The sequence below is a fragment of the Arthrobacter sp. S39 genome, from assembly GCF_004320525.1.
Classification (GTDB): Bacteria; Actinomycetota; Actinomycetes; order Actinomycetales; family Micrococcaceae; genus Arthrobacter.
On sequence record NZ_SIHX01000005.1, the window covers coordinates 289,158 to 309,804 of the forward strand.

Below are 20,647 nucleotides of genomic sequence, written 5' to 3' on the forward strand. Positions count from 1 at the left end.
CTAGGACACCGGCGAGGGCAGCACGGGCTGGCACTGCGGGCAGAAATAGATGTCGCGTTCCTCTTCACCGTTGGGTTTGCCCAGCACGCCGCGGCGGACGGGGGTCCGGCATTTCAGGCACGGCTGGTGTTCGCGCCCGTAAACCCAGTAGCCTGGCCGGCCCGCCATCCGCCCGACAGGCATGCCGCGGGGATTGAGGATGGTCACCCGGCGCCCCGGGCCCAGGTTGGCTTCCAGCAGCTGCTTGGCGTCCGTCATCAAGGTCCGGAGGTCCGGCACGGCCGATACCGGCGATGCCGGGTGCACGCCGGACAGGAAGCAGGCCTCGCAGCGGTAGATGTTGCCGATGCCTGCCAGGTTGCGCTGGTCCAGCAGGGCGACGCCGATGGGTACCTCGGGTGCAGCGCGGATTCGCTGCTCGGCTTCGGCGAGGTCCCAGTCCGGACCCAGCAGGTCCGGGCCCAGGTGGCCCACGATGGTGTCCTCGTCCGCGGTGCGGACCACCTCCACGATGCCCAGGGAAAATCCGACGGCGTCGGCTGCTGCCGTCCGGAGCACGCAGCGGGCGGTGAATCCCGGCTTCCGCCAGCGTCCTCCCGGGGGATAGACCTGCCAGGTGCCTTCCATTTTCAGGTGCGAATGGATGGTGAGTTTCCGCTCGTCCGGTCCCACGACGCGCATCAGGAGGTGCTTTCCGCGCGGAACCACCTCTTCCACCGTCCAGCCGGCCAAATTGAGGGTGGCGAACCGGGGCACGCGGAAGTCCGAGGCGGTGAGTGTCTGACCCGCCAGGGCCTCGTGCAGCTGGCGCGCGGCCCGCCAGACGGAATCACCCTCAGGCACGGATCCTCAATCCCTTGGGTGTGGAGTATGCCCCGGCCGCCGCCAGCGCGGCAGCCACCGGGGTATCCAGGATGCCGTGGCCGTTGACCTTCTCCATAATGAGCTTGTCCACCGCGCCCCGGGTGACCACACCCACCAGTGCCGAGCCGGCGGCGGACAGCACGGCTTCGTTATCGCTGAAAGCCAGCAGTGTTTTCCCGCCGCGTTCCACGTAGAGGACCAGGGCGCCGTCCACCAGCACTACCAGGGCACCTGCCTTGCGTCCGGGCCGGTGTCCCGTTCCGGCCTCCTCGTTGACCGCGGGCCAGGACAAGGCGGCACCGTACGGGTTCGCTGGATCGGTGGCCGCCAGTGCCAGGGCCACAGGTTCGGGCTTCGCCAGCTGGGTGTCCTCGGAGTACGAGCGCAGCCGGTCCACGGTGGCCGGTACCGCGAACTGCGCGGCCCCGAGATGTTCGATGAAGTATCCGCGGCGGCACCGGCCGGCCTCCTCCAGCCGGGCCAGGACCTTGTACATCAGGCCGAAGCCGCCCAGGATCTGCTCGGCCATGACCGAGCCCCTGGTGACAACACCGTACCTGTCCAGCAGCAGCTCCGCGGTGGCCCGGGCATGGATGGTGGCGTCCAGCTCAGGCGAGGGCAGGGCTGACCACCGGCCCGCGGCCATGGGCGGCGTGGCGGCCGCCCCGGACGCTGAGCCGTAGCGTCCGCCGCCCAGGCCGGGCGACCCCATGAGACCGGTACCGTGGGAGCGGCCCAGCCGGCTCATCCTTGGGGCACGCAGCCGCGGCGCTTTGGAAACCTGGCGGTGGGCCGTGTGGCCCCCGGCGATGAGGGCCCGTACCGGCGCGAAGGTGTCCCCGGTGATCCGCCCGGCCCACGCCAGGTCCCAGAGAGCGGACACCACGTCCTGGTCGCTCAGCACCGAGTCCATGCCCCCGGCGACCTCCGTCAGCTGGCGGAAGAAGTAGCCGCCGCCGTTGTTCCGGAGGTGGTCCAGGAGCCGCTGCTGTGCATCACCCGGTTCATATTCGACGGCGGGGTTCAGCGTCAGCTCGGCGGAATCGGCCAGGTGCATGCTGACCCAGCCGTCGTTGCCGGGGAGCCCGCCGGCGCCGGACCAGAGGACTTCCCCGGCGGCCATCAGCTCGTCCAGCATGGCGGGCTGGTAGTTGGAAACCCGGCTGGCCAGCACCAGCGGTTCCCAGGCCGACGCCGGAACGGGCACCCCTGAGAGCTGGTCGATCGCGGTGATGATGCCATCCAGGCCGCGCAGTGAAGGCTGGCCACGGCTGGCGCCGGGCGTCCTGACGTGCTGCCATGCGGGCAGGAACCGGCCGTAGGCCGCGGCGTCCACCGGTTCCACTTCGGCGCGCAGTGCCGCCAGCGACCGGCGGCGAAGCCTCCGGAGGACTTCGGCGTCGCACCATTCGCTGCTGGTGGCCGGTGCAACGACTGTCTGGGAGGATTCTGCCGGCTGTGCTTCGTCCGGTGGCCCGTCGATGCGTGAGCTGTCCCGGGCCGGCGTGGCATGCGGCCGGAACTCGCCTTCCACCACGCGGCCGTCCGCGGCGAGCCGCTTCAGCGCAGTACTGACAACCGCGACACCAAGGCCCAGCCGCGCCGCGGCCTCGGAGGCGGTGAAGGGTCCGTGCGTGCGGGCATACCGGGACACCAGGTCGCCGAGGGGATCACCCACCGGCTCGATGAATGCCAGCGGCACACCCATGGGAAGTGGAACGCCGATGGCATCGCGCAGGCGGGCTGCGTCCTCGACGGCGGCAAACCGTTCCGCTCCGCCGATATTGACCTTGATGGCACGGTTGGCCCGCTGCAGGGCGGCCAGATGGGCCGCTGCCAGGACGGTGTCGGCATGCGGGGTTTCGGCAGCCTCCACCACGGTTTCGGTGGGCTCGCCGGTTTCGGCGGGCTCAACCACCGGGGTTTCGACAGGCTCAACCGCCGGTTCCAGCCGGGCGGCGACCTCCTCGGGTGCCAGCGGACCCAGCAGCCGCAGCAGGTCAGCTACCCCCTCCATGCCGCGGGCACGGCGGTCAGGGGCCAGGCGCTGCAGCTCGAGCTCGGTGGCCTCGATGACCTTCGCGTCCAGCAGTTCACGGAGCTCCACACGGCCCAGCAGCTCATTCAGGAGCGTCGAGTCCAGTGCCAGGGCCGCAGCTCTGCGTTCGGCGAGCGGGGAGTCGCCCTCATACAGGAACTGCGCCACGTACCCGAACAGCAGGGACTTGGCGAAGGGCGACGGCTGCTGGGTGGTGGTCTGCACAATCCGCAGCTCCCGGCGTTCCACGGACGCCGCAATGTCCTTCAGCGCCGGGAGGTCGTAGACGTCCTGCAGGCACTCGCGGACAGTTTCCAGCACGATCGGGAACGTGGGGTATTTCCGCGCGACGTCCAGGAGCTGGGCGGACCGCTGGCGCTGCTGCCACAGCGGCTGCCGCTTCCCTGGAGTCTGGCGCGGGAGCAGCAGGGCGCGGGCTGCGCACTCGCGGAAGCGTGAGGCGAACAGTGCGCTGCCGCCCACCTCCGCGGTGACAATCTGCTCCAGCTCTTCGGGGTCGAAGAGGAAAAGCTCCGCCCCGGGCGGTTCGTCCTCCATCATGGGGACGCGCAGCACAATCCCGTCATCGGCTGCCATCGCGGACCCGTCCAGGCCGTACCGCTGGTGCAGGCGCTGTCCGACGGCGAGGGCCCAGGGAGCGTGCACCGGCATGCCGAAGGGGCTGTGCAGGATCACCCGCCAGTCGCCGAGTTCGTCATGGAACCGCTCCACCACCAGCGTGGTGTCGTTGGGGACCACCTCGGTGGCGAGTTTCTGCTCAGCCAGGTACTGGAGCAGGTTGTTCGCGGCGAAGTCGTCCAGGCCGCTGGCCTTGCAGCGTTCGGTGGCAGGGCCGACGTCGGACGCGGACAGTTCACGCACGAAGGCGCCCAGCGCGCGGCCCAGGTCCACGGGCCGTCCCAGCGAGTCGCCTTTCCAGAACGGGAGCTTGCCCGGCTGGCCGAAGGCGGGCGATACCAGCACCCGGTCGTGGGTGATGTCCTCGATTTTCCAGCTCGTGGCACCAAGGGCAAAGATGTCGCCGACCCGGGACTCGTACACCATCTCCTCGTCGAGCTCGCCCACGCGCCGGCCGCCCTTGGCCGGGGACGGAGTGGCCGTCTTGCCGTCTCCGGCCGGCGAGGCCGAACCTTCAACCTCGGTGCCGATGATGTAGACGCCGAACAGTCCCCGGTCCGGGATGGTGCCGCCCGAGGTCACGGCCAGCCGCTGGGCTCCGGGCCGGCCTTCGATGGTGCCGGCGTTGCGGTCCCAGATGATCCTTGGCCGGAGCTCGGCGAATTCGTCGGACGGGTAGCGGCCTGCGAGGAGGTCAAGGGTGGCCTCGAACGCTGACCGGGGGAGGGACGCGAAGGGCGCGGACCGGCGGACCGTGGCGAACCATTCCTCCACGTCGATGCTGCCCAGGGCGGTGGCCGCGACGGTCTGCTGGGCCAGGATGTCCAGCGGGTTCGCAGGCACAAAGAGCCGTTCGATCTTTCCTTCGAGCATCCGTTCGACCGTGATGGCGGTATGCACGAGGTCGGCCCGGTGCTTGGGGAAGAGCACACCCTGCGAAACTTCGCCCACCTGGTGGCCAGCACGGCCTACGCGTTGCAGGCCGCTGGCCACCGACGGCGGGGACTCCACCTGGACCACGAGGTCCACGGCGCCCATGTCGATGCCGAGTTCCAGGGACGAGGTGGCCACAACGCAGCGCAGCCGGCCTGACTTGAGGTCGTCCTCGATCAGGGCACGCTGGTCCTTGGAGACAGAGCCGTGGTGGGCGCGGGCGAGCACCAGATCGGCGCCGGCTGTGCTGCCGGCCTGCGCCATCATGTGCGCCGGCGTCGCAGTGGAGGCCGGAACTCGCGATGCCGGAACACCCGCCGGCGCTTCCAAGGGGCCTCCAGGCTCCCAGCCGCCGCCGACGGCCACCAGTTGCCGCTCGGCGTAGATCTCGTTGAGCCGCGCGGTGAGCCGCTCGGCAAGGCGGCGGGAGTTGGCGAAGACGATGGTGGACTGGTTGGCCAGCACCAGGTCAACAATCTTCTCCTCCACGTGCGGCCAGATGGAGGCCTGCGGCTGCAGCCCGGACGCCGGCCCGGAATCGAAGGCCCCTGCCGCGCCCTGGAGGTCGGACATGTCCTCCACCGGAACGGACACGGTGAGGTCCCAGTTCTTGCGCGACGGCGGCGCCACGATCTGCACCGGCGCGGCGCCGGCCAGGAACTGCGCCACCAGCTCGCGGGGCTCAACCGTAGCCGACAGCCCGATCCGCTGGGCGGGCTTCGGCAGCAGGGCGTCGAGCCGTTCCAGCGAAACTGCAAGGTGGGCGCCCCGCTTGCTGCCTGCCACAGCGTGGACCTCGTCAATGATGATGGTGTCCACCTCCGTCAGGGTCTCCCGGGCCCTGGAGGTCAGCATCAGGAACAGCGATTCCGGCGTGGTGATGAGGATGTCCGGCGGGTTGCTGAGCAGCGCCCGGCGGTCCGCCGTCGTGGTGTCCCCGGACCTGACGCCCACGGTGATCAGCGGGGCCGGCAGCCCCAACCGCTTGGCTGTCTGGGTGATGCCGATCAGGGGTGAGCGGAGGTTGCGTTCGACGTCGACGCCGAGGGCCTTCAGCGGCGAGATGTACAGGACGCGGGTCTTGCGTTTGGGAGCACGCGGGCGGCGGCCTTTCCCGGCCGGAGCGTCCAACCCGGGCAGCTCAGGAGGCGGGGCAGGCGCCGACACCAGCAGCCGGTCCAGCGCCCAAAGAAAAGCGGCGAGTGTTTTGCCGGATCCCGTGGGTGCCACCACCAGGGCATGGGAACCCGAAGAGATGGCGTTCCAGGCGCCGTCCTGGGCAGGAGTGGGCTCCGAGAAGGCGCCCAGGAACCAGTCCCGGGTAGGGCGGCTGAACCGGCCCATGGGAGTGCCGGGAAGGGCGTCCGGACCCGCTCCCGGCGGTTGCTGCTCCTGCATTCCTCCATCATGCCCTACCCCACCGACAGGACCGCCTGCCCCGGCGGGCAAGGGAATTCCGGGGCCAATGTCCCCGGTTCCGGCCCCTCCGTCCGGCGGAATCAAGCCTTGTCCGCCGCGGGAAGATCCTTCGTGGCAGGGCCTTCGAGGAGTGAGCCGTCGCTGCTGAACCGGGAGCCGTGGAGCGGGCAGTCCCAGGTCAGTTCGCTGTCGTTCCAGTGGACGATTCCGCCCAGGTGCGTGCAGACGGCGGAGAGCCTGCACGTGGTTCCCCCGACGGTGGAGACCGCCACCGGACGGGCGCCGTCGCGGTACGCCATCCCGCCGCCGTCGGCCGGTGTACGCTACGTCCGGCGGTGGGGCCTGAAGCCCCGGTTCCGGCCGGCTCAACCACCGGCCGGTCAGCCGCCACTTTGCCCCAGCCCGTGGCCAGCTTCGCGGCCACCTGGGCGTTGAGTTTGACGGCGGAGAACGCGCCCGACGGGGACGTGACCCGGTGATGGATGGTGTCAGCCCAGGGGAGCTGCCCGCCCAGGATGTCTGCGGAAATTCCGAGGGCAACGGCGACGGCATTCGTCATGCCCCACTTGTTGTAGCCCGTGCCAAAAAGGATCCGCCCCCGTCCCCGCGGCAATTTGCCAAAGAAGGGCATGAGGTTGGTGGCCTGGTAGTCCTGGGCTGACCACGTGTGGGTGGCCGTGGCTCCGGGGAAATGCATGCCTGCCCAGGCGAGCAGCCCCGCCAGGTGTGCCTTTTCCGACGCCGTCCGCCCCACATGGTGCCCATGCCCGCCCACGAGCAGGAGCCGGTGGCCGTCCGTTTCGTAGTCCCGCAGCGAATGCGTCGGTTCCTCGGCCGAAAGGTACATCCCCGGCGGCGGCGCCAGCCCCGCCGGCAGTTCCAGCGCCGCGGCGTAGGAACGGAGCGGCTTCAGCTTCGCGAAGTAGAGGCCGCGGTCCAGCACGGGGATTCCGGTGGCCAGCACCACATGATCCGCAATGACGTTGCCCCGGTCCGTGAGGACTGTCAATGGGCCGCTCCCCGAGACGTCCCGCAGCCGGGTGCCGCCCACCACTGTCCCCCCGCGGCTGCGGAGGTCCGCCAGCAGGGTGTCCAGCGCGTCCATGGGGTTGATCTGGGCCTGGCCGCCCAGCCGCAAGGCGCCTTGCACCGGGAAAGGGAGGCCTGCGTCGCCCGTGTAGTCAACGTCCAGGCCTGCGGTGGAAGCAGCGGTGAGTTCCTCACGGATCCGTTCCATTCCCTGGCCCGTGGTGGCGTAGGTGTAGGCGTCCCGGCGCTGGAAAGGCACGCGGTGCTCATCGAGGTAGCGCAGCAGCCAGGCCTGGCCCTCCCGGTTGGCCTCCACATAGGCCCGGACCTGCTTCGCCGAATACTGGCGGGCGAGCGCGGACAGCACCGTTCCCTGCAGGAGGCTGACCTTGGCCGTGGTGTTGCCGGTGGTCACCCCGCCAGGATGCCGGGCCTCCAGCACGAGGACGTTCTGCCCGGACCTCGCGAGCAATAACGCGGAGACGAGCCCCGTCAGTCCCGCCCCGGCTACCACGGTGTCGTACCTGCTGCCGGGCTGGAAGCGGTCAGAACTGAAGGATTGTTCGCGGTCCAGCCAAATCGACGCCATCCAACCCCACCCTGCTTCCGCTGTGCAGGCCGTTCAACGCGGCCACTGCCGGGACCCGGAAACAGTCCGATCCCCGACAATGATCAGTGTACTTAGGATGGCGTGGAATTGGGTTCCGTTAGGAGGCCTGGAAGGCCCCAATGGTCAGCAGTTCGACGGCGGCGTTGCTGCAGGCCTGCGTGGGCTGTGCCAGGAAGAGCGATGTCGTGTCTTCGGGGGGATAGATGCGGTACCCGGCTGCAGGCACGATGGTGCAGTCGGGGTAGTTGCCGGCCTGGGTGTAGCGCAGGACCGCCGCGCCGGCTTTGCCGGGGGCCAGCAGCACGTCCACCGCGGGCGTGGTCTCGTCGCGTTTCGCGGGTGCTCCGATGGGTGCTCCGTTGGCGTCAGCAGCAAGGGAGACGCCGGGGAATCCCTTGAGGACGCACGGTTGGGCGCCTGTGTTGGTCAGGGTGAGCGTCATGTAGACGCTGCCCGCAGCCCCGCCTCCGGTGGAATCGGTGGCGGCGGACAGCGTGGCCGCCTTGCAGAGGGCCGGCCCGGTGGCCGTAGGAGCAGTGCTCGACGGCGGCGCGGACGTGCCCGGCGCGGCTGAGGACGTGGCGGGGCTGCCAGACGAAGTGCCGGGTTCCGTGGTTCCCTGCGTCTGCGGCTGGCTTGGACCGCAGGCGGTGAGCAGCAGTGCTGCCGCGGCAGCCGCCGTCGAAATGGCAAAGCCCTGTGACAAAAGTTGAGACCTCATGGCTCAACCATTGTGGCTGGTGTGACAGGAGTCAATGATGCCGGTGCGGGTGCCCCGATTTGATGCCCGGATCGTGATGATCCGGGCATCAAATCGGGGGTTACTGGCTGGACGGATCCCGCCGGAGGGCTACTGGCCGGGCGTCCCGGCTTCCTGCTTGCGCCTGGCCCCGCTGCGGGCGAGGGCAATGCCGCCCAGGGCCAGCCCGCCGACGCCCGCCGCCAGGCCGGCCCAGCTGCGCGCCTGGGCGCCGCTGTCCGTCACGGCGGAGGCCTGCTCGGTGGACTGTTCGGTTGAGTGCGCCGTGGGGGCTGCTGCGCCGTGGCCGTCAGCGTCAGCGCTGGCTGCTTCGGTGATGGTGATGGACGGCGCCGGGGCCTTCAGCGAGTGCGGGTCCTGGCCGTCCTTGGCGATCTCCGACCAGTCAGTCTGGCCCGTTTCGCAGGTCTGGAGCGTGGGGAAGTAGAGCGTCGTGCCGGCTGCGTCGGGCAGTTTTAGGGACAGCACCAGGGCGTCCCGGAGGTCGTGCGCGAGGGGCGCCTTGGCCGTGTAGACGATCTGGCTGGTGCGTTTGGTGATGGATGTTCCGTCGGCCAGCTTCTTGGGCTCAGCCAGCTGTTCCGTGACCTTTTCCACGGTCCAGTTGGGGTTGACCGTGGGCTGGGCGTCGTTGAGCTCGGCGGGCAGGGTGATGGCCACTTTGGTGGTGCCGGACTCCTCGCAGCCGTGCGGGATGCCGAAGGTCAGCAGCGCGTACGAGTTGGCTGCCGTTTTGTCCGGCGTGACGCCGACGTGTGCGGAAGCACCGGTTGCGGCGGTGAGCAGGAGCGCCGCGGTTCCGGCAGCGGCGGCCGCGGTGGTGAGGGTACGGCGAAGGGTGGTGGTGTTCATGGGGTTGCCTTTCGGACGCACGCGCCGGAATCGGGCGTGCGGAAGTACGGGTGAAGGCCCGTCAGCTGGGGAGCAGGTGCGGGCAGAGTCAGGGAAGCACGACGGCGGAAGGCGGGCCGCGCCGGCTGTCTTGCCTGAGGTTCCTCCAGGGACGGAACGGGGAAGCCGGCGGCGGGCCGGGCACCGCCGGTGCCGCACCGGCGTCGGGCGCTGTTGCTTCCGGAAGGTGAACCAGCGGCCTGAGCCACGCGGCAAGTGCCCAGAGGGCGTCCTCGCCTTTGGCGAGGAGCAGGGCGCACGCTGCGGTCGCCGCGATGTGCGCGGCGAGCATGATGTTGCCGGCTGCAGTGTCGAGGCCGTGCAGGTGCGAAGCGGCTCCGATCACGGGGACCGCTGCACCGGAAAGGTGGTGGATGTCGGCAGATGCCGCGCCGGTGGCTACAGCGCCGGCGGCAAGGCCTGGGGCGCTGAAGGCCGTGAAGACTTCGTGCAGCGCAATCTGTCCGGCCCCCAGCAGGGCTGTCATTGCCGCCACATTGAGCTTGAGTCGGGTGGCCGTCGTGGCGGCCAGGCCGGTTAGCGCAAGCACGGCCAGCAGGATCCCCGGGGCGGGGAGGACTCCGCCGCCCAGCACATGCGCGCCGGCAGCGAGGGTCAGGATTCCCGCGGACACAGCGGCGGCGCGAACGGCGTGGAAAGGGGGCCGGGCATGGTGCATTCGCACGGATCCTCCCTCGTTGCGCTTTGCGTCTGCCGACGCTGATTAGCTGCCGGGCGCCGCTGAGTGGGCGCGGCCTTCCGATTCTACCGGTGCTTCGGTGCACTCCCGGAGCTGCGGATGGGGATGACGTTGGCCGGAGTATCGCCGTCGTCGTAATCATCGCCGGCGTCGGAGAAGAGTTCTTGGCCTTCGATGATTTTCAGTGCCGACGCAACGCACTGAATGGCTACCTTCGCCACGCGGTAGCTTGTGTCGGCTTCCACGATGCCGAGTTTCGCCAGGGCGGCGAGTTTGTTCCCGGCACGCAGGGCCAAGTAGGAATAGTGGGGGTCCTCATCGTCAGCGGCGAGCTGTTCGAGCTGGGCCACGGGCATCGGGTTAAGGTCTGTGCCCCGGGCCAGAACGATCAGCAGGAGGGGGTCCATGTCCTCCGGACTCCACGGCTCGTCGGGGTTGGCTATGTTCGCGAGCAGCAAAGAAAGGGTCAGCCGCCGCCTGGTCCGGACCCTTTCGCCGGCGTCGGTGCTGTTCCAGGAGCCAATCTCGGGGCCAACCACGGCACGGGTAGAACCCAGGGTAAGCAGGCCCGCCCGCACCAAGGCTGCCCAGATGTCGCGCAGCAGCGGAACGTCGTACATGGTGCCCACTTCGAGCGGTGCATCCTGGTCACCGTGCACGCCCTCGGGGTCCACGGGCCCGCCCGCTCCACGTTTTCCGCGGGCGTTGACTCCCACGGCAGCGGCAGCCGCTTCAATGTCCTTCAGCCGCAGTGCGCCGGTTGTGGTCACGTCCTTTCCTTCGCCGATCCATTCAAGGAGCGAAGAGGCATGCTGGATCAGGGGCAGGGCGCTGAACGCGGTGTCCTGTTCCTCGGTACTGAGGTGAGGAACGTCGATGGGCCTCCCGCCCGGGACGTCCTCCGGTCCGCCGGGGGTGGCGAGAAAAGACTGCAGTTCGTCGTAGGCGGCATCCGTCCCGCTCCAGCGGCCGGATTCGTCCAGGAATTCGATATAGACGGCGAGGGCGCCGAAGATGTCTTCCGCGGCGTCGGCGATCTCATCTTCCTCCAGCGCTGCCAGGATGGTCTCGGCCGCCGCGTCCACGCCGTCGAGGTCAAAGGCAGTGGCTGAGCTGGAACCCTGGGTTGCATGCTGGGTTGTCAGGAGGAGCTTGACCAGTTCGAGGATTTCAACGGCGTCGGACGCGCCAGCCCCGTCCGCTCCCAGCCACTGAATGAACTCCATCGTCAGGGAATCCACCACACGATGGTTCAGCACGAGTTGCAGGGGCATCTTGGGCGCCGCGGGCACGGACCTCAGATGCCCCTTGCCCTTTGATTTGCCGCTCTTCTTGGCCATGGATTTTCCTCCAGTCTGCGGGCCATCGCCCTGGGTTCGCTCCCCGGAACGGCCACGGATGTATCGAGCTTACAAAACACGGCTGCCGGCGAGGAGTTCGGCCAGGACATCCGCCGCGGACTCGTGCCGGATCAGCGATGTGGCCTGGCCGGCCCACAATGACATGAGTTCGGTGTTTCCCTGCACTGCTGCCTGCGGGCGGAAGCGGCCGGTGAGCCAGTTCTGCACGGGGAACGGGGCCGTTCCTCCGGCGTCCGACAGTTCGGTGATGATGCGGTTGGGGATGCCGCGGGCCAGCCGCCCGCTGAGGGTCCGGGTGAGGACCGTTTCGCCGGCGGCGGGGCTGTGGAGGACAGCACGGTACTCCGGAACCGCGGCCGACTCCCGGGTGGCCAGGAACGCCGAACCAACCTGCACGCCGTCCGCGCCAAGCGCCATGGCGGCGACGTACCCGCGGCGGTCCGCGATGCCGCCGGCGGCGATCACCGGAATGCCGACGGCGTCCCGCACCTGCGGGACCAGAGCGAACGTTCCAACCAGGGACTGTTCCGCGGGCTTGAGGAAGGAGACCCGGTGGCCGCCGGATTCCATTCCGCTCGCAACCAGGGCATCCACACCGCCGGCCTCCAGGGCAACGGCCTCAGCAACGGTGGTGGCGGTGCCCACCACCACGATTCCGCGCCGGTGTGCCTCCTCAACCAGCTCCGGGGAGGGCACGCCAAACACAAAACTGACGACGGCGGGACTCGCCTCGAGCGTTGCCTCCACCTGCTCGTCATAGTCGGGCAGGTAGCGGTCCGGCATTTCCGGGAGCGGCAGTCCCACTTCGTCGAAGTAGGGCCGCAGGGTCTCGACGTAGGTGTCGAAGTCCTGCTGGGGGAGCGAAGTGGTTTCGTCGCCCGTGGGGATCCACAGGTTCAGGGCGAACGGCTTGGGGGTGGCCGCCCTGAGTTCAGCCGCGGTGTTCCGGATGGCGTCCGCGCCGTAACCGTACAGGCCGTAGGAACCCAGCCCGCCGCCGTCGCTCACGGCAGCCGTCAGCTTCACAGAGGAGACGCCGCCGAACGGGCCCAGGACCACCGGAACGTCCGTACCGAACAGCTTGGTGATGCGGTTTGGCGGTGCGGAGGCGGCGTGGGCGGGCGTCATGGGGTGGCTCCTCGAGGTCGCTGGTGGCTTCAGGACCCAGTCTTGCAGTGGTTGCTGCTGCGCCCCAACTTAATCGCGCCGGCCATTAATCCGTTTCCGGTCCTGTGCAGAAGTGGCAGTCATCGGGGCACGTGTCGGTCACGGCTGGCTCCCGGTGAGTTCGAAGCCGTCGCTGACATGAAAGAGCCTGCGGCCGCCTACAGGGGTCCGAACCCAGATGGTCTCGCCGTCGGCCGTCCTGGTGTCCACCTCGCCGGAGTACTCGGTGTGGGTGCCCCGGGTGAGCACTACAGCGTCCCCCACCTGGACGTCCTCCCAGATGCCGGGGGCTTTGACGCGATTCGTCCTTGAAGTCACGGGTGTTCCTTAGGTCCTTGGGTGCCCGGCAGGTTAGCGGGTCCACTTCATCCAACCCGAATGCCTTGCGCAGGCCAATGGAGGAACTAACCAGCCTTGCGGCCGTCATTTGTGCAGGCATCCAGTGGCCTATGTACCGCGACTTTGGGCGGGGCTAGACTGCTGGCGTAAGTCGCCGACTACCTCAGGGAGAACAGCATGAACTACTCAGGGACTGGCAACGAGAAAGCCACCGCGGCCCACGAGCTCAACAGGACCCATGTGGGGCAGACAGTCAGCTTCGAGCCTGATGAGTTCACTGTGGTGTTCGGGAAAATCGCCGCCATTGCGCGCAAGGAAGGCGGCGTGACCATAGCCCTGCAGGGCGTTGAAGGAAGCGGCGGCCTGCAATCGAGCTACAGCATTCCGGGAAGCCAGTTCGTGTATCTGCAGCCGGACATGCTCACCAACACCGAATCCACCATCAAGGATCTGTTCGGCAAGGTCCAGGAAAACCTTCGCGGCAGCGGCCACCGGGGTGAGGACAAGACGGACAGGCTCTAAGCGGGAGTTTCTCGAAGATATTCCGACCGGGAGGGCCGGAATTGGGCTGGGCGTAGGGTGGAAGCCGGACGAAAGGAGCACGTCATGAAGAAAATCCTCATGGTTCTGACCAGCGTTTCCGAGCTCGGCGATACGGGCGAGAAGACCGGCTACAACGTGGCCGAAGCTGCACATCCCTGGAAGGTCTTCAAGGATTCCGGGCATTTCGTCGACTTTGCCTCCATCCAGGGCGGCCAGCCCCCGCGCGACGAGGTGGACTCAAAGGATCTCCTCCAGGTCGCCTTCACGGAGGACGAAACCACGCGCGCCGGCCTCTACAACACTGCCCGCGTCGATGTCGTTGATCCCGAACAGTACGACGCCGTCTACCTCGTAGGTGGCCACGGTGCCATGTGGGACTTCCCGGACAGCGAAGGGTTACAGAATCTGGTGGCCAGCGTTTACAACGCCGGTGGCCTCGTGGGCGCGGTCTGCCACGGACCAGCCGGCCTGCTGAACGTGGAATTGAAGAACGGACTTCGTCTCGTCGAGGGCCGGAAGGTCGCCGCCTTCACCAACGACGAGGAGGTTGCCGCGGGGAAGGACAAGGTCATCCCGTTCTTTTTGGCAGACCGGCTTGAGGAACAGGGTGCCACGCACGTCTCCGCAGGTGTCTTTGAGGAAAAGGTCGTGGTCGACGACCGTCTGGTGACCGGCCAGAACCCGGCCTCAGCCGCCGGCGTGGCCAAGGAGATGGAGAAACTCTTCGCAGCCGTTATCCACCAGGAAAAAGCCGAGGAACAGCACGAGACGGAGGCTCTGCGTGCCGAGAAGGACGCCGAGAAGAACGCCAAGAAGGCAGCTGCGGCAGGCGGTGAGCACTAACGCCGGAAGTGCCGCTCGAAGGCCACAGGATTAACCGGGCGGGACCCGTTGATCCCGAGGCAAAGCAAAACCCCTGTTTCCCTTATCAGTAAAGGGAAACAGGGGTTTTGCTATTTGGCGGTGACGGTGGGATTTGAACCCACGTTGGCTTTGACACCAAACAACATTTCGAGTGTTGCACCTTCGGCCGCTCGGACACGTCACCAACCTGAATAGGTTACCGGAGCATGCCGTGCATCCCCAAAACGGCGTGTCCTTTCCCCCTCCCTTGGGACCACAGAGTTATCCACATAGGCCCTCTGGTTCGCCGTTTTTGTCGGTCCTTCGCGGGATGATTTGGGTATGGAAAACGTGGCAGTGGACGAGGCGGTGGAGGCCTTTTTGGCGTCCGCTGCGGAGTTGGCTGACTGTGTGCGGCGCGGGGTAGGCAGTCCTGGTTCCGGGGTTTCTGGCTCTGGCGGTTCGGATCCGCTGCGGGAGCAGGCGGATGCGTGCCTGGACGGGCTTGGCGTATCGGCGCGGGTTGGTGCCATGGTGGCCGGTCTGACGGTGCGCCTGGTTTCCGGGTTCGCGGATAAGTCCGAGGCCATGGCAGCGCCGGCCACGAGTCCGGGCCAGCACACGGCCCAGGAGATGGGCGTTGTCTCGGAGGTGGCGTGTGCCCTGACGGTGAGCGAACGCTCGGCTTCCGCCCTGCTGGCCCAATCCCGCGAACTCTCCACCACGCTGCCGCTGACGCTCGCCGCGTTGCACTCCGGGAACATTTCGTGGCAGCACGCCCGGGTCATGGTGGACGAAACGGCCAGCCTAGACCCCGCCGGGGCCGCAGCGTTGGAGGCGCATTTCCTGGACCCTGACGCGCCGCACCCCGCCCGGTGGTGCCCGGCCGGGGACATGGTCCCTTCCCGGTTCCGGCACAAAGCCCGGACCTGGCGGGAACGCCACCACCCGGTCAGCATCGAAGTTCGCCACGCCAAAAGCTTCCTGGACCGTCGGCTCGAGTACGCCCCGGACCGTGACGGGATGGCCTGGCTCTCCGCCAACCTGCCTGCGGACCAGGCCGCCGGGATCTGGAACGGCGTCACCGCCACCGCCCGGGCCCTCCAAGGCCCCACCGAGGACCGGACACTGACCCAGCTCCGGGCAGACGTCGCCGCCAAACTACTCCTCAGCGCCGGCTTCACCACCAGCAACCCAACGGCCGGCAGCACAGACGCAGTGGCCGGCACGGGCAGCGCCGGTGATGGCGTGGCTGGCCGCGTTCCAGCCACGGACGGGATCGATGATGCCGTGACCGGCCTGCTTCCGGCCCCTGACGGGGTCAATGCGGGCCGGGTGCCCTCGCCGGCGGCGCAGGTCCTCGTGACCGTCCCGGTCTTCGCCCTGATGGGCCTCACCGACGAACCCGCCGACCTCGACGGCTACGGACCCATCCCCGCCTCGATGGCCCGCAAACTCGTGGCCGACGGGGCATCCTCATTCCGCCGGGTCCTTATTGATCCGCGCGATGGGGCGCCGCTGGAGACCGGACGGGCCAGCTACCGCATCCCCGCCTCCATGCGGCAATGGCTGCGCATGCGCGACGGGAAGTGTTCCTTCCCCGGCTGCAACAACCAATCCCTGGACAACGAAGCCGACCACATCCTCGCCTGGGCCGACGGCGGCACTACCGGTATATCCAATCTCGGGTCATTGTGCCGCAAACACCATAGGCTGAAACACTCCACGGCGTGGAGACCCAACGAAGCCACCAAAGACGAACCACCCGGCTGGACCTCACCCACCGGCCGCCACTACAAAAGCGAACACCAGGACTGGGAAACACCACAATGGCCACCCCACATCCTGGACCAACTCAGCCGCCGGGAACGTGGCCCAGTCGTGCCCGAACACATCCAGTCGGAATATCTATTGCCTGCAGACCCGCCGGCTGAAGTAGCAGTGCCCGAAGACGTCCTGCCCGGTCAGCCGCCGCCCGAAGAACTGCTTCCCGAAGAACCGCTGCCGGAGTGGGTCCGGCTGCCGTGGCCCATCGGCGAACAGCACTCATCCCGCTAGGAGGCGGGGCCGCGAGCACTGGCCCCATCATCCCAAAGTGCCTCATCGCGGCGGGCACCTATCGCAACGGGTAGCTATCGCCGCGGGCACAGGACTAGATTCATCAGCAAGATGACTAATGCAGGCAAAGCACCGCAGGCAACTGCGTATTGGACCACGGGACCGGAACACGGCGAGCTCCGGGCCGAGGACCTGCCTGCCCCTGGCCCGGGGGAGGCACTCATCCGCACCCTCTACTCGGGCATCAGCAAGGGCACCGAAATTGTGGTCCATAAAGGGTCGGTGCCACTCCGGGTTGCCCGCGAAATGCGTGCGCCGCACCAGGAAGGCTCCTTCCCTTCGCCGGTGAAGTTCGGCTACCTCTCTGTCGGCGTCGTTGAGCAGGGACCTGAAGACTGGATAGGCCAGAAGGTCTTCTGCCTCAACCCGCATCAGGACCGCTACGTGACCCCCACCGATCAGCTGACCAGAATCCCCGACGGCGTTCCCGCCCGCCGCGCCGTCCTCACCGGCACCGTGGAAACCGCCGTCAACGCCCTCTGGGAAGCCGGTCCCCGGCTGGGGGACCGGATCGCTGTGGTGGGCTCCGGGCTGGTGGGCGGCATGGTGGCCACGCTCCTGCGCAGCTTCCCGCTGGCCCGCCTCGAACTGGTGGATCTGGATCCGGCGCGCAGGAAGCTGGCCGACACGCTCGGCATCGATTTCGCCCACCCCGATGATGCCAAGCCGGACTGCGACATCGTGTTCCACTGCTCCGCCTCCCAGCACGGCCTGGAACGCAGCCTGCAGCTGACCGGCGACGAGGGAGTCGTCATCGAGATGTCCTGGTACGCCAACCGCGAGGTTACCCTCCCTCTCGGCGAGGACTTCCACGCCCGCCGGCTGTCCATCCGCTCCAGCCAGGTGGGGGTTGTGGCCAGGGCACGGCGGCACCGGCGCACCAACGCGGACCGGCTCGACCTGGCCGTTTCGCTCCTTAAGGATCCGGTTTTTGACGTATTCCTTACCGGAGTATCGCCGTTCATACAGCTCCCTGAAGTGGTCCAGCACCTGGCCGACGGCACGCTCGAAGCCCTGTGCCATGTGATCGAATATCCCCCGAGCCCCGGCGCGGAAAACAGCCCCGCAAACACCAACCCCGAAGACACGAGGTAACCAGTGTTCAGCCTGACCGTCCGCCGCCACTTTATGATCGCCCACAGCCTCCCGCGTGAGGCCTTCGGCCCGGCCCAGGCCCTGCACGGGGCAACGTTCGTGGCGGAGGTGACGTTCCGCCGTCGTGCCTTGAATCAGGACGCAATCGTCCTGGACATCGGGGCTGCCGGCGGAATCATCGAGGATGTGCTGGCCGGGCTCAACTACCGCAACCTGGATGAACACCCGGACTTCGGCGGCAAGCTCACTACTACCGAGGCCCTGGCCGAGTACATCGCCCAGTCCGTCGCCGCAAAGCTCAAGGGCAACGACGACGGCCGCGAACTCACTGCTATTGACGTCACCCTGCGCGAAAATCCCGACGCCTGGGCCACCTACTCGCTGGACCTGACCGCCTGACGTCCGTGCACATCAGGCTCCTGGTCCCGGCAAACATCACCCACAACTCGGGCGGCAACGTCTACAATGCACGGCTCGCCGATGGACTGGGGGCTTTGGGCATGGACGTCGAAGTCCTGGCCGTGGACGGTTCCTGGCCGGACGCCAGCGCGAAGGAACGACGGCGGCTCGGCAGCCTTCTCGGCGCCTGGGAACCGGAGGCGGAAACCACCCCAGAAACGGTCACCGTGGTCGACGGTCTGATCGCGTGCGGCGCTCCTGACGAAATTGAGTACGCTGCGGCCGCAGGCCAGCGCACCTGGGTCCTGCTGCACATGCCCTCACCCAGCCATCCCGACGGCGAGAGCCGTGCCCTGCACGCGGCCACCGGCGTGATCTGCACGAGTTCGTCGGCCGCGGGAGCCACAAAGGACAAACATGGGTTTGCTTCGAGCCGGGTAGCCCTGCCGGGAACAGAACCCGCACCCGTGGCAGCAGGTTCGGACCCGCCGCACATCATCGCCGTGGCAGCACTCCTGCCGAACAAGGACCAGCTGCTGGCCGTGGCTGCACTCGCCAGGCTCCAGAACCTCGCCTGGACGGCATCCCTGGTGGGAACGGACGACGCCGATCCCGCCTATGCGGCGCAGGTCCGGGCTGCCGTTTCCTCCTTTGGAATAAAAGACCGTGTGCGGCTCACCGGCCAGCTCGACGGGAGGGAACTGGAGGACGAATGGGGCCGGTCGGACCTGAGCTTGCTCGTTTCCCGGGCCGAAACGTTCGGGCTGGTGGTCACCGAATCGCTGGCCCGCGGCATCCCGGTCATCGTCCGGAAGGGGACCGGCGCCGTCGAGGCACTGGGCCTGTCCGGCGGGCCGGCGGTCAGGACTGAGCGTGACGACGGCGCAACACCAGGTCCCGCCGCAGGACTGCCTGGTGCCGCCGTCGGACTCGAGGGTCCAGAAAACGATCAAGCGGACGTGCTCGCCGCCGTGATCCGGCAATGGCTGTCGGAACCTCCGCTCCGTGCCCGTTGGCGCGCGGCGGCACTTGACGCCCGGGACAGGTTGCCCGGGTGGGATTCCACTGCCCGGACTGTCCTGGACATGCTCGGGGGATCAGCTGACGGGAAGCCTACCGCCGCAGGGACCACCGGTGCACAATGGGGCATGACCACGCACGCGTCCTCCGCCACCGGCCTGAGCGTCCAGGCTCCGGCCCCGCAGCTGCTCACGCCCGAGCTGCTCCGGGCCTGGGCTTGGCACAAACAGGGCCTCGACGGTACGCTGCAGGGCGCGGACCCCGCCGACGTCTTCACCACGGCAGGCTGGGCCCGTTCAGTCGGCGGCGCCAACCCCTACCTCACGCTCTTTGCCCGCGCCGGAACCAGCCGCGCGGAGGCGGACGCCGCCGTCCTGTCCCTGAAGATCCATGAGCTGCCCGCCGCCCGCGGCTGCACCTACGTGCTGGGCCACGAGGACTTCGCCTGGGGCCTCCAGATCGGCAGGGACGCCGCCGTGGCGCCGTTCCGGGTGCTTGCCAGGATGGGTGTGGAGCGCGGTGAAATCACCCTGCTTGAGGAGCAGATCGTGCACGCCCTCGGCGACGCCGCCAGCCCCCTGGACCCCAAACAGCTCAAGGACCTGCTCGGCGATTCCGTCCGGAACCTCGGCGACGAAGGCAAAAAGAAGGGCGCCGCCACAACCCTTCCCACGGCCCTGGGCCTCCTGCAGGCGGACGGCCGGATCCGGCGCGTGCCGGTCAACGGACGCCTCGATCAGCAGCGGTACGCCTACACCCTGTGGGGACTGCAGCCCACCGCCATGGACGACGACGCCGCCCGCAGCCTCCTCCTGGAGCGCTACCTCGGCTGGACCGGTGGCGCCACAGTTAAACAGTCGCAGTGGTTCACGGGGTTCACCCTCGCGCACACGAAGGCGGGGCTCGCCGCGACCGGGGCTGTGGAGGTTCCGGCAACGAACGGTGAGGTGCTGTGGATGCTTCCCGACGACGTCGAGCGCCTCGCCGCTTTCGAGGCACCGGCTGAGGAGCAGATCCAGTTGCTCGCCGGCACCGACTCCCTTGTCCTGCTCCGGCGGAATTCAGCGGACATGTTCGCGGAGCAGGACAGGGACAAGAACGTGCTGGGCTCCACCCTGGCGTTGCAGGCCGACCTTCCGGACCACCCCATCCTGGACCGCGGCCGGATCATCGGCCTCTGGCAGTTCGATCCCGCGGAGGCGCGGATCGCTCACTGGTTGTTTGACGGCCCCACCCCGGCAGCAAGCCGGCGAATAGCAGAAGTGGAGGCGTGGATCCGGGACGAGCTGGGCGATTTCCGCTCGTTCAGCCTGGACTCGCCCGCCTCCCGGCAGGACCGGATCGACGCGCTTGATGCCGCCGGCCAAGGTTCCTAGGCGCGGCTACGGTGCGCGGCGAAGAAATCCCGGAGGAGGTCACCGCATTCCTCTTCCCTGATACCGCCGTAGACCTCCACCCAGTGGTTGAGGCGGCGCTCGCGGAGGACATCAAAGACGGAACCCGCGGCGCCGGCTTTCTCATCCCAGGCCCCGAACACCACGCGCGGAATCCTGGCCAGGACAACAGCACCGGCGCACATGGCGCACGGCTCCAGGGTCACCACCAGGGTGCAGTCCGCCAGCCGCCAGCCATCATCGCTGCCGCCGTCCAGCCTCGACAGTTCCCGCAGCCTGTCCGCGGCCTCGCGGATGGCGACCACTTCGGCGTGGGCAGTGGGGTCTCCCAGTTCCTCCCGCTGGTTCCGTCCGGAACCCAGCACGGCGCCGTCGGGCCCTATCACCACAGCCCCGATGGGCACATCCGCCGTGGCCAGCGCGCGCCGGGCTTCGTCCAGGGCAAGACCCATCCAAGCAAGGTGGTTCTTTTCAGCGGGGACCAT

At 68.0% G+C, this 20,647-nt stretch carries 16 protein-coding genes, 1 tRNA gene and 1 pseudogene; 6 read left to right on the forward strand and 12 right to left on the reverse strand.

The window, feature by feature from the left end; all coding sequences use genetic code 11:
* The 10 genes and pseudogenes from EYS21_RS12600 to EYS21_RS12640 all read right to left on the reverse strand — a co-directional run bounded on the left by EYS21_RS12600 (window position 1) and on the right by EYS21_RS12640 (window position 12,729).
* The gene (locus EYS21_RS12600) at window positions 1-843 is read right to left on the reverse strand and encodes a DNA-formamidopyrimidine glycosylase family protein (protein WP_131133540.1); all 843 of its coding nucleotides are present in this window, start codon (window positions 841-843) and stop codon (window positions 1-3) included.
* Entirely contained in the window at window positions 836-5,872 is a 5,037-nt protein-coding gene (locus EYS21_RS12605; protein WP_207307755.1) for a DEAD/DEAH box helicase, read from the reverse strand. The genes EYS21_RS12600 and EYS21_RS12605 overlap by 8 nt, the downstream gene beginning before the upstream one ends.
* 101 nt (window positions 5,873-5,973) lie before the next feature.
* The gene (locus tag EYS21_RS23745; RefSeq protein ID WP_242633405.1) at window positions 5,974-6,192 is read right to left on the reverse strand and encodes a Rieske 2Fe-2S domain-containing protein; all 219 of its coding nucleotides are present in this window, start codon (window positions 6,190-6,192) and stop codon (window positions 5,974-5,976) included.
* A 296-nt stretch (window positions 6,193-6,488) separates the two neighbouring features.
* Window positions 6,489-7,511 (reverse strand): annotated as a pseudogene (locus EYS21_RS12610) (FAD-binding oxidoreductase); the annotation flags it as partial.
* 118 nt (window positions 7,512-7,629) lie between these two features.
* Entirely contained in the window at window positions 7,630-8,253 is a 624-nt protein-coding gene (locus EYS21_RS12615; protein WP_131133541.1) for a DUF4232 domain-containing protein, read from the reverse strand.
* A gap of 129 nt (window positions 8,254-8,382) precedes the next feature.
* Entirely contained in the window at window positions 8,383-9,144 is a 762-nt protein-coding gene (locus EYS21_RS12620; RefSeq protein WP_131133542.1) for a YcnI family protein, read from the reverse strand.
* 88 nt (window positions 9,145-9,232) lie between these two features.
* Complete coding sequence (locus EYS21_RS12625) at window positions 9,233-9,862, reverse strand: hypothetical protein (RefSeq protein ID WP_207307763.1); 630 nt, start codon at window positions 9,860-9,862, stop codon at window positions 9,233-9,235.
* Between the two features lie 86 nt (window positions 9,863-9,948).
* Window positions 9,949-11,223 carry a hypothetical protein gene (locus EYS21_RS12630; protein WP_131133544.1) on the reverse strand — a complete coding sequence of 425 codons (1,275 nt, stop codon included), beginning with the start codon at window positions 11,221-11,223 and terminating at the stop codon, window positions 9,949-9,951.
* Between the two features lie 69 nt (window positions 11,224-11,292).
* Window positions 11,293-12,372 carry a nitronate monooxygenase gene (locus EYS21_RS12635; RefSeq protein ID WP_131133545.1) on the reverse strand — a complete coding sequence of 360 codons (1,080 nt, stop codon included), beginning with the start codon at window positions 12,370-12,372 and terminating at the stop codon, window positions 11,293-11,295.
* 138 nt (window positions 12,373-12,510) lie between these two features.
* Window positions 12,511-12,729 carry a hypothetical protein gene (locus EYS21_RS12640; protein WP_131133546.1) on the reverse strand — a complete coding sequence of 73 codons (219 nt, stop codon included), beginning with the start codon at window positions 12,727-12,729 and terminating at the stop codon, window positions 12,511-12,513.
* Between the two features lie 198 nt (window positions 12,730-12,927).
* Between EYS21_RS12640 and EYS21_RS12645 the strand changes: the two genes are divergently transcribed.
* Entirely contained in the window at window positions 12,928-13,272 is a 345-nt protein-coding gene (locus tag EYS21_RS12645) for a hypothetical protein (protein WP_131133547.1), read from the forward strand.
* Window positions 13,273-13,356: 84 nt separating this feature from the next.
* Window positions 13,357-14,136, forward strand: a complete 780-nt coding sequence (locus EYS21_RS12650) for a type 1 glutamine amidotransferase domain-containing protein (protein ID WP_131133548.1) — start codon at window positions 13,357-13,359, stop codon at window positions 14,134-14,136.
* Window positions 14,137-14,251: 115 nt separating this feature from the next.
* Here the strand turns inward: EYS21_RS12650 and EYS21_RS12655 are convergent.
* Window positions 14,252-14,341, reverse strand: a tRNA-Ser gene (locus tag EYS21_RS12655).
* 137 nt (window positions 14,342-14,478) lie between these two features.
* Between EYS21_RS12655 and EYS21_RS12660 the strand changes: the two genes are divergently transcribed.
* The 4 genes from EYS21_RS12660 to EYS21_RS23965 all read left to right on the forward strand — a co-directional run bounded on the left by EYS21_RS12660 (window position 14,479) and on the right by EYS21_RS23965 (window position 20,144).
* Complete coding sequence (locus EYS21_RS12660) at window positions 14,479-16,194, forward strand: HNH endonuclease signature motif containing protein (protein ID WP_131133549.1); 1,716 nt, start codon at window positions 14,479-14,481, stop codon at window positions 16,192-16,194.
* A gap of 111 nt (window positions 16,195-16,305) precedes the next feature.
* Window positions 16,306-17,349: a zinc-binding alcohol dehydrogenase gene (locus EYS21_RS12665; RefSeq protein WP_131133550.1), complete on the forward strand. Its 1,044-nt coding sequence runs from the start codon at window positions 16,306-16,308 to the stop codon at window positions 17,347-17,349.
* 3 nt (window positions 17,350-17,352) lie between these two features.
* Window positions 17,353-17,748 carry a 6-carboxytetrahydropterin synthase gene (locus EYS21_RS12670; RefSeq protein ID WP_131133551.1) on the forward strand — a complete coding sequence of 132 codons (396 nt, stop codon included), beginning with the start codon at window positions 17,353-17,355 and terminating at the stop codon, window positions 17,746-17,748.
* A gap of 5 nt (window positions 17,749-17,753) precedes the next feature.
* The gene (locus tag EYS21_RS23965) at window positions 17,754-20,144 is read left to right on the forward strand and encodes a glycosyltransferase (RefSeq protein WP_347559562.1); all 2,391 of its coding nucleotides are present in this window, start codon (window positions 17,754-17,756) and stop codon (window positions 20,142-20,144) included.
* Here the strand turns inward: EYS21_RS23965 and EYS21_RS12685 are convergent.
* On the reverse strand, window positions 20,141-20,647 hold the full coding sequence (locus tag EYS21_RS12685; protein WP_131133552.1) for a nucleoside deaminase: 507 nt from the start codon (window positions 20,645-20,647) through the stop codon (window positions 20,141-20,143). The two genes, EYS21_RS23965 and EYS21_RS12685, sit on opposite strands and share 4 nt — an antisense overlap.

What these genes read in the sequence shown, in the direction of transcription:
- EYS21_RS12615 (WP_131133541.1), bottom strand. Translation starts at nt 8,253, where the DNA reads ATGAGGTCTCAACTTTTGTCACAGGGCTTTGCCATTTCGACGGCGGCT.
- EYS21_RS12620 (WP_131133542.1), bottom strand. Translation starts at nt 9,144, where the DNA reads ATGAACACCACCACCCTTCGCCGTACCCTCACCACCGCGGCCGCCGCT.
- EYS21_RS12635 (WP_131133545.1), bottom strand. Translation starts at nt 12,372, where the DNA reads ATGACGCCCGCCCACGCCGCCTCCGCACCGCCAAACCGCATCACCAAG.
- EYS21_RS12645 (WP_131133547.1), top strand. Translation starts at nt 12,928, where the DNA reads ATGAACTACTCAGGGACTGGCAACGAGAAAGCCACCGCGGCCCACGAG.
- EYS21_RS12685 (WP_131133552.1), bottom strand. Translation starts at nt 20,647, where the DNA reads ATGGTCCCCGCTGAAAAGAACCACCTTGCTTGGATGGGTCTTGCCCTG.
- EYS21_RS12625 (WP_207307763.1), bottom strand. Translation starts at nt 9,862, where the DNA reads ATGCACCATGCCCGGCCCCCTTTCCACGCCGTTCGCGCCGCCGCTGTG.
- EYS21_RS12660 (WP_131133549.1), top strand. Translation starts at nt 14,479, where the DNA reads ATGGAAAACGTGGCAGTGGACGAGGCGGTGGAGGCCTTTTTGGCGTCC.
- EYS21_RS12630 (WP_131133544.1), bottom strand. Translation starts at nt 11,223, where the DNA reads ATGGCCAAGAAGAGCGGCAAATCAAAGGGCAAGGGGCATCTGAGGTCC.
- EYS21_RS23745 (WP_242633405.1), bottom strand. Translation starts at nt 6,192, where the DNA reads ATGGCGTACCGCGACGGCGCCCGTCCGGTGGCGGTCTCCACCGTCGGG.
- EYS21_RS12605 (WP_207307755.1), bottom strand. Translation starts at nt 5,872, where the DNA reads ATGCAGGAGCAGCAACCGCCGGGAGCGGGTCCGGACGCCCTTCCCGGC.
- EYS21_RS12665 (WP_131133550.1), top strand. Translation starts at nt 16,306, where the DNA reads ATGACTAATGCAGGCAAAGCACCGCAGGCAACTGCGTATTGGACCACG.
- EYS21_RS12650 (WP_131133548.1), top strand. Translation starts at nt 13,357, where the DNA reads ATGAAGAAAATCCTCATGGTTCTGACCAGCGTTTCCGAGCTCGGCGAT.